The sequence below is a fragment of the Clostridioides sp. ZZV14-6345 genome, from assembly GCF_020657775.1.
In the GTDB taxonomy this organism is placed as follows: domain Bacteria; phylum Bacillota; class Clostridia; order Peptostreptococcales; family Peptostreptococcaceae; genus Clostridioides; species Clostridioides difficile_D.
Map to the genome: position 1 here is coordinate 22,153 of NZ_JAGWCX010000051.1, position 6,943 is coordinate 29,095.

General features: G+C 23.1%; 6 protein-coding genes. 1 reads left to right on the top strand and 5 read right to left on the bottom strand.

Annotated elements, in window-relative coordinates; translation table 11 throughout:
* Nucleotides 1-35: 35 nt before the first annotated feature.
* The 5 genes from KGF39_RS13595 to KGF39_RS13615 form a co-directional block, all read right to left on the bottom strand.
* Entirely contained in the window at nucleotides 36-254 is a 219-nt protein-coding gene (locus KGF39_RS13595) for a hypothetical protein (protein ID WP_227822711.1), read from the bottom strand.
* A 41-nt stretch (nucleotides 255-295) separates the two neighbouring features.
* A complete protein-coding gene (locus KGF39_RS13600; RefSeq protein ID WP_227822712.1) occupies nucleotides 296-568 on the bottom strand; it encodes a peptide maturation system acyl carrier-related protein in 273 nt (90 codons plus the stop codon).
* A 52-nt stretch (nucleotides 569-620) separates the two neighbouring features.
* Nucleotides 621-1,697 (bottom strand): TIGR04066 family peptide maturation system protein, encoded by a 1,077-nt coding sequence (locus tag KGF39_RS13605; RefSeq protein ID WP_227822713.1) that lies wholly within the window; start codon nucleotides 1,695-1,697, stop codon nucleotides 621-623.
* A gap of 62 nt (nucleotides 1,698-1,759) precedes the next feature.
* Nucleotides 1,760-3,187, bottom strand: coding sequence for a Cys-rich peptide radical SAM maturase CcpM (gene ccpM, locus KGF39_RS13610; protein ID WP_227822714.1), 1,428 nt, complete (start codon nucleotides 3,185-3,187; stop codon nucleotides 1,760-1,762).
* 28 nt (nucleotides 3,188-3,215) lie between these two features.
* Nucleotides 3,216-4,859 (bottom strand): ABC transporter ATP-binding protein, encoded by a 1,644-nt coding sequence (locus KGF39_RS13615; RefSeq protein ID WP_227822715.1) that lies wholly within the window; start codon nucleotides 4,857-4,859, stop codon nucleotides 3,216-3,218.
* A 683-nt stretch (nucleotides 4,860-5,542) separates the two neighbouring features.
* Between KGF39_RS13615 and KGF39_RS13620 the strand changes: the two genes are divergently transcribed.
* Nucleotides 5,543-5,779 carry a hypothetical protein gene (locus tag KGF39_RS13620; protein ID WP_227822716.1) on the top strand — a complete coding sequence of 79 codons (237 nt, stop codon included), beginning with the start codon at nucleotides 5,543-5,545 and terminating at the stop codon, nucleotides 5,777-5,779.
* Nucleotides 5,780-6,943 lie beyond the last annotated feature (1,164 nt).

The following is a 6,943-nucleotide window of genomic DNA, read 5'->3' on the forward strand; positions in this document are numbered from 1 at the left end:
TTGATAAAGCGAAAACTAATTATATTTAACTCTTTTTATTTTTTTTGTCCAGGTATTTCTCCTGGTGATCTAAATTGCTGACCATTATTTATTTTAGAACCTTTCACTTGATTTGTGTGATAAAATGACCATGTTCCCCCAGAACAACTACAAGAACATAGATTTGCACACATAGCACCACAATTACATCCTCCTTTAGGATCTATTTCTCCATTTGCAGAATCATATAAATTTCTTTTTCCAAAATTAGACATATCATTTTTCCCCTCTCATTTGTTATATTATTATATTTTAATTAATTAAAATTAATAGAATTCTCAAGTTTTTTAACAATATCATAAATATTGTTAAAAGAATTAAATCTTCCTGATAAAATCACATCCTCTGGAATAGATATAGAAAAATAGTCTTCTATATCATACAATGTTAATACTAGTTCACGAGCAGGCATCATTATCTTAGATTCAAATAAATTTTCATTTTTTAAATCACAATTTTCATCGAAATTTATTTTTGATCTTTTCTCAAATATATTTACTAAAACTGTATAGATATCTAGTTTATTCATAATTTCTGTGTTTACCATATCAGTATTTCACCATCCTTCTATGTAAAATATTTTATATAGATGCTACAGTACCATATTTTATAAATTCTTTGATCATTAATTCTATTAATCTGTCTATTTCAGATTTGTTAGATAAACAAAATACATTTTTATTCTGTAATGTGGCTATTTTTTTCTCAACTAATGATTTTCCTAATGTTAAATAAAATGGCTTTCCCATAGTCTCTGTTGGGTGAGATAATATTGATTTCGCAGCAATATTGTAATAATCTACCTCTATATTAAACTTACTTTTTGTAATTTTACCAAAATAAGAAATTTCTTCATCACTATATTTACCATATGGAATAGATAGTATTGTACAATCTGGAGTTACTGCTTGAAGTACTTTGTACATTGTAATTCCAAAATCACCAAATGCTTTCGAAGAAAATGGAAGTATACCACCTGGAATTCCGATAATTATAAGGTCAGGTTTTTTTTCTAATTCTAATTTTTTTAGAGTATTATTAAACATTAGTACCTTGTCTTGTTCTTCTATATTATTTGAGTACATAAACTCAGGGAATGAGTAGAAATCAAATAATTCGCAAACTTGACGTGTTCCAATTTGAAGAACCTTATATCCATCAATTAGTAATTTATTTCTTAATGCTAATTGAATATCAAATTTTTCTAAGCCTTCAAATATGCTACATACAAAAATAACAGGTGTATCAATATTGTATATTCTTCCTTGAAAATCTTTTACCATATTTTTTGAACTATTAATTTCAAACTGTTGTTCTTTAGGTATAATCATTTTTAAATTATCAATATTACTATTTGAATTACTAAAAAAGATTATTTTTTTACCATGATTTACAGCTTTTTTTATATTTTCTAAAATAATATTTTCGCTTTCATCACTATAAAAATTATTAAGTAAGATATATGTACATTTTTCTAATTCCTTATCAAAATTTTCAGAAACTTCTAAAGACTTACCATTAAATTTATATTTATCTCCTAAGACTCCATTCCCCTTTAAACTTACAATTGATGTTATATCTATATCTTTTAGTAAATTCTCTTGTTTAACAAATGGAGCCATTTCCTCTGTGAATGGATAAATTAATACTTTTTTCATTTTAATCCTCCAATAGATTCTAATTAGTTTCATAATGTAATAATTTAAGATGCTATCTTAAATTAAATGGTATTTTCTATAAGTTCTTTTGTTTCAAAATCAAATCCCAATTCCTTTAATACGCAATAATCTTGGAAATCACTTTCTATACTACTTCTAATATATTCACACTCCTTTGCTATATCTTCTTGTGTTGAATCAACACTTAAAGAAACAGCACAAATTCTGCAGTTTTCATAAGCCCAACAACTATGACATTTATCACCATTTATTCTTTCAATATTCAATAATTTTTCTACTTTTTTAAGGTCATATCCTTGATCTAAATTTCCTATATTCATACTATCTGATGCTTCCGATGCTTTTTCACATGGATAAAAATAACCATCAGCATTTATGAATAATCTCATAACTCCTGGTACACATGGACCCCCATGATGCCATTTTTCTGGCATTACTAAACGTTGTTTGCCCTGTTTACCATTTCGCGTATCTCCAATAGTAGAGATTTGAGTTTGTAATAATTTAGAACTATCCTCTTTTTTTATTCTACCAAGTAAAGTTAAATATCCTATGAATAAAGCATACTGACTTTCTTCATAAAAACTTTGTGATTTCTCAGTTTTAACTTTAGCATTTACTTCACTAACAATTGAAGATAAAAATAATGAATTTTGAAATAATTCTTCTTTAGTAAAGAATTTATTAACGCAAGAGAAGTTATCAGTTGCTAATACAGAATTAAAATGTACATTATTTTTAAAATAATTTGGATACTTAGTAGATATCATATCTAGTTTTTTCATTATAGAACTAAAAGATCCTACATTATTATTTGCAAACTTTCTATTTTTATCATGTATTTCAGCAGGACCATCTAGACTAATCATAATACTAACATTATTTTCTTCAAATAACTCTATAATTTCTTCTGTTATAAGAGTTGCATTAGTTGTTAAATTGTATTTCAAATTTTTACCTTCTATATTCGCTTTTGAATATTCAATGCACCATTTAATTAAATCAAATTCTAGTAATGGCTCTCCGCCATAAAAACCTATACTCACATATTGACAATCTCTTGAATGGCTTATTAAATAATCAATTCCTCTTTTAGCAGTCTCTTTAGACATTCTTTTGTTTGTATGTATTCTATTTATATATCCTCCAGAATAAGTACAATAATCACAATGTAAGTTACAATTTTGAGTTACTTGTAATATTATTCCTTCTACCCTATTTTCACAATGATACTTTAATACTTCAGTTTCTGGATGTTCTGTTATTTTCACTTTATTTGATTTTAAGTATCCTTGCTTTCTTAAAAATTCTACATATTCTAATGTATTACTACTTGACTCTCCAAGTTGTTCTTTCTTTAGATAATCATAGACATTTTCATCTATATTTAATATAGAATCAGTATTCACATCATAAAAATAGAACCCAGTTGATGTTTGAAATAAATGAATAAAAGGTTTTTGTTCCATAATTCTTAACTCCTTTTCAAAGTAATTATTAATTTGTTTCTAGTTTACTTATAATTTGACTTGAATATAACTGATGATAAATTCCTTCTTTTTCGATTAATTCCTCATGATTTCCACATTCTGCAATTTGTCCATTATTTAAAACTATTATATTTTCACATAACAAATTTAAATGATGTGTTTTATGAGATACGAATATACCAAATTTATTTTCAAACATTTTTTTATAAGTTAAAAGCATATCATTTTCAGCTATTCCATCTAAAGCGGCATCTGGTTCATCTAAAATGTAAAAATCAGCATCTTTCATCATAGCTCTTGATATTGCTATTTTCTGCCATTGGCCTTCTGAAAGTTGCTTTTCTCCAAACCAATATCCTAAAATGGTATTTAATTTATTACTCCCCAATTGATTAATATCTAGTCCAGATTTTATCAATGACTCTTTTATCAAATCCTCATTATTTATCTGATCTAGGTTTCCATATCCTACATTTTCTTTTATACTAGCTTCATATTTGGTATAGTCTTGAAAAACACAACTTATTTTATTGTAGTAATTTTCTTTTTCGATATTATGTAGGTTAATTCCATTTATTAAGATATCTCCTTCATAATCATCATAAATTCCTAGTATAATTTTGATTAAAGTTGATTTACCAGAACCGTTTCTACCAACAAGTGCAATAGGACTATTCTTTTTTAATTCTAGATTAATATCCTTTAGAACATAACCTGAATCTTCAGTAAATTTATAATATAAATGTTTTAGCTCTATTTTTTCTATATTATCTATTTTAAGTTTTGTTTTATTAAGTTCCGTCTTCTCAGGAATATCAAAAAATCTAAATAATAGTTCCATATATAGAGATTTACTATATATTGTACTCATCATTGATAATATCACTTCTATACCATTTTTTATTGTTGTTATACAGGTTATGTAAGTAGTTACATCTCCCATATATATTTTCTGCCAAAACCCATTAAGAAGTATATGAAAATATATAACTCCTGTAAATAATTGACCAATAATTATAATTATAAAATTCATATCAAATGTTTTTTTCATTATTTTATAATCTTGAAGAATGAATTTTTCTTTTAATTTTCCATACTGATTTATAAATAAATTTCCTAATCCATATAAAATTGTTTCTTTGATTGAATTTCCTAATAGCATTAAAAAATTAATATACCAACATTTTCTTTCTTCAGAAGTTCTTTTCATACTTATTTCATACTGCTCATGCCCTAATTTTTGAGAGTAATAAAATTGTATAACTGGGGCTATTATGATTAATATTACAATCCAATATTGATAAGATATAATTATAATAATCGAGGAAAATATTGTGATTGCCTGTTGAAAAACTAAAATCCAGGAGTTAAAGTAATCAATAACTGTAGCTCCATTTTGAGATTGAGCTCTATTGATTAAATCATAAATTTCCTTATTTTCAAAATCCTTCGTAGTTAATCTATTAGCTTTTTCTAACATTAAAATCTCTATATGTCTGGTAAACCTTTTCATAAATGTCGTAGAGTATAAATTATAAATTTCTACAGCCATTAAATCAATCATCTCTAAGACTATATAGATAAAAATTAATTTTAAAAAGATATCTTGCCCTATATTTTTCATCTGAATTGCATTTATCATTTTTTGCATTATTAACAAAGATATTATTGGAAAAAAACCTTGAAATACTGAAAAAATAATGCATAAAAAAATATATATCCAGCTATAATTAAAGATTAATTTAGTACTATTTATTATAACATTAAAAATTTGATAAAGATAATTTTTAGTTTTAGTTCTATTAAGGAAGATTAAAATAATAATTACTCCTATAATAAATAAACCAATTAATATTTTAATTGATGATTTCTCCATTACTTCACCTGAAATTAAATTCTTAAAAGTATTTTTTTTGATGTTTTTTTCACATAAAAATATATTATCAAGCAATTTATTGCTTATTATATAACAATAAACATATATTTTATTTAAGACATAGTTTAAAATAAATAGTAATTAACTCGAAACGTTTCTAATCATTATTTATACTACGATGGTAGCATGAAATCAAAAAAATTTCAACAACAATTTAAATTTAATTATTCTATTTTACTATATTTTAATTTTTATTTAAATGTTAAATCTTTTTTATTTATGTGAATTTTTAACAGAATTTAATATTTTAATTTTTAAATTTCATATATAAGATAAAAAAAAACAAAACAGTAGCTAGGCTTTAAATAAAATATTAAATACTATAATTTATAGATTAAATCTGATATTATTATATATATCTGGAAGTTGTTGCTATTATTTAAAAGGGTGGGATGGATATGAATAACATGGAAAATAAGAAAAATTTTTTAAGAAAAATAGTAAAATTAAGAAGCATATTTCTAAGCATATTTGGTGTGTTTTTATTTATTACAGCAACTACAGGTATTCAAACTGTTGATAGATATGTTCCAACATGGTTATATATAACATTGGGAGTGTCAGCAACTATATTATTAGTTTTATACGTTATTTCCTTTATTTTAAAAAGAAATATAAAAGATAGTAAAATGTAGTACTTCATAAACTTCCAGTAAAAGAATAATTTTGATAAATCAAAATTATTCTTTTTTAGTATCAAAATAAATAATAAAATAACAAAGTAAATAGAAAATATAACTAAAAAATTATCAAAGTTTAAGATGATAATTTTATATTTGATAAACTTATGTAATACACTGTAAATTAACTTCTCAAAATTTATAATTCTTAGCATAAAATTATAATCTAATATTAAAATTTTACAAAAAAGTAATTTATTAAATGACTAGGATAATCAATAAAACTTATAATTTCCACAAAAGTTATGATGAAATTGTTGATTTAGATATAAATTTATCAGTAAAATAAATTAGTAAGTTAAAAAAAGATCTTATAAAAAGATTAAAATAAATCCTTTTGTTGGAATTTTAAGAGATTTTGTTTTTATTATAAATAAAAAATTTATTGGTTTATTATTTAAAAACGTTACAAGTCTTTTAAAGCTCTTTAAAACAGCCTTTTAAATTACTTTACTTAAATATTTTTTTGTTTAACTTATTTTTATAAGTAATAAACATATAAACATCATTTATGTAAATTAATGATTTTTAAAATAAAGATATTTTTATTTTTTATATAAACAGTACAGAATAAAAAAATATTTGTGTTTTCTCTTTTACTATTCTATTTTAAAAATATTTTATTTATTTTATATTTTATTATTTTAGGCGATTTGAAAACATTGAAATTAATTATGTACATAGGTTGAACGACGAATATTGGAGAATTTATTAATTTGAGATAAAGGCATAAAATATAAAATCTTTATAGATATAAAAAATAAAAAGTCTTATAAAAACTTTAACTTTCAATTTTTTGGTATATTTACAGGTAAATTTTTGATGATTAGTTTTAAATAAATTATTTTAAAAAATGAAGAAGCGAGCATTTTGGAAACTAAAAGGAGCTGTTGCATGAGCAAATTAAATTTGTTCCGTGACAGCTCTTTTTTTACTTATCTTAATAGGCATATTTTTAATTGATTTATATAAAGTTTATGTTCTAAGTAAAATTATGCATTACAGATAAAGATACAAAAATACCATTTTTTCAGATAATATTTAATTATAAATAATAAATTTAGAATACTTTTTTTAAATGATGAAAATATATTCCATGTTCATTTTTTACTATTTTAT

Excerpts from the sequence above, each read along its gene's own strand:
- KGF39_RS13600 (WP_227822712.1), bottom strand. The coding sequence starts at position 568 with ATGAATAAACTAGATATCTATACAGTTTTAGTAAATATATTTGAGAAA.
- KGF39_RS13620 (WP_227822716.1), top strand. The coding sequence starts at position 5,543 with ATGAATAACATGGAAAATAAGAAAAATTTTTTAAGAAAAATAGTAAAA.
- KGF39_RS13615 (WP_227822715.1), bottom strand. The coding sequence starts at position 4,859 with ATGCAAAAAATGATAAATGCAATTCAGATGAAAAATATAGGGCAAGAT.
- ccpM (WP_227822714.1), bottom strand. The coding sequence starts at position 3,187 with ATGGAACAAAAACCTTTTATTCATTTATTTCAAACATCAACTGGGTTC.
- KGF39_RS13605 (WP_227822713.1), bottom strand. The coding sequence starts at position 1,697 with ATGAAAAAAGTATTAATTTATCCATTCACAGAGGAAATGGCTCCATTT.
- KGF39_RS13595 (WP_227822711.1), bottom strand. The coding sequence starts at position 254 with ATGTCTAATTTTGGAAAAAGAAATTTATATGATTCTGCAAATGGAGAA.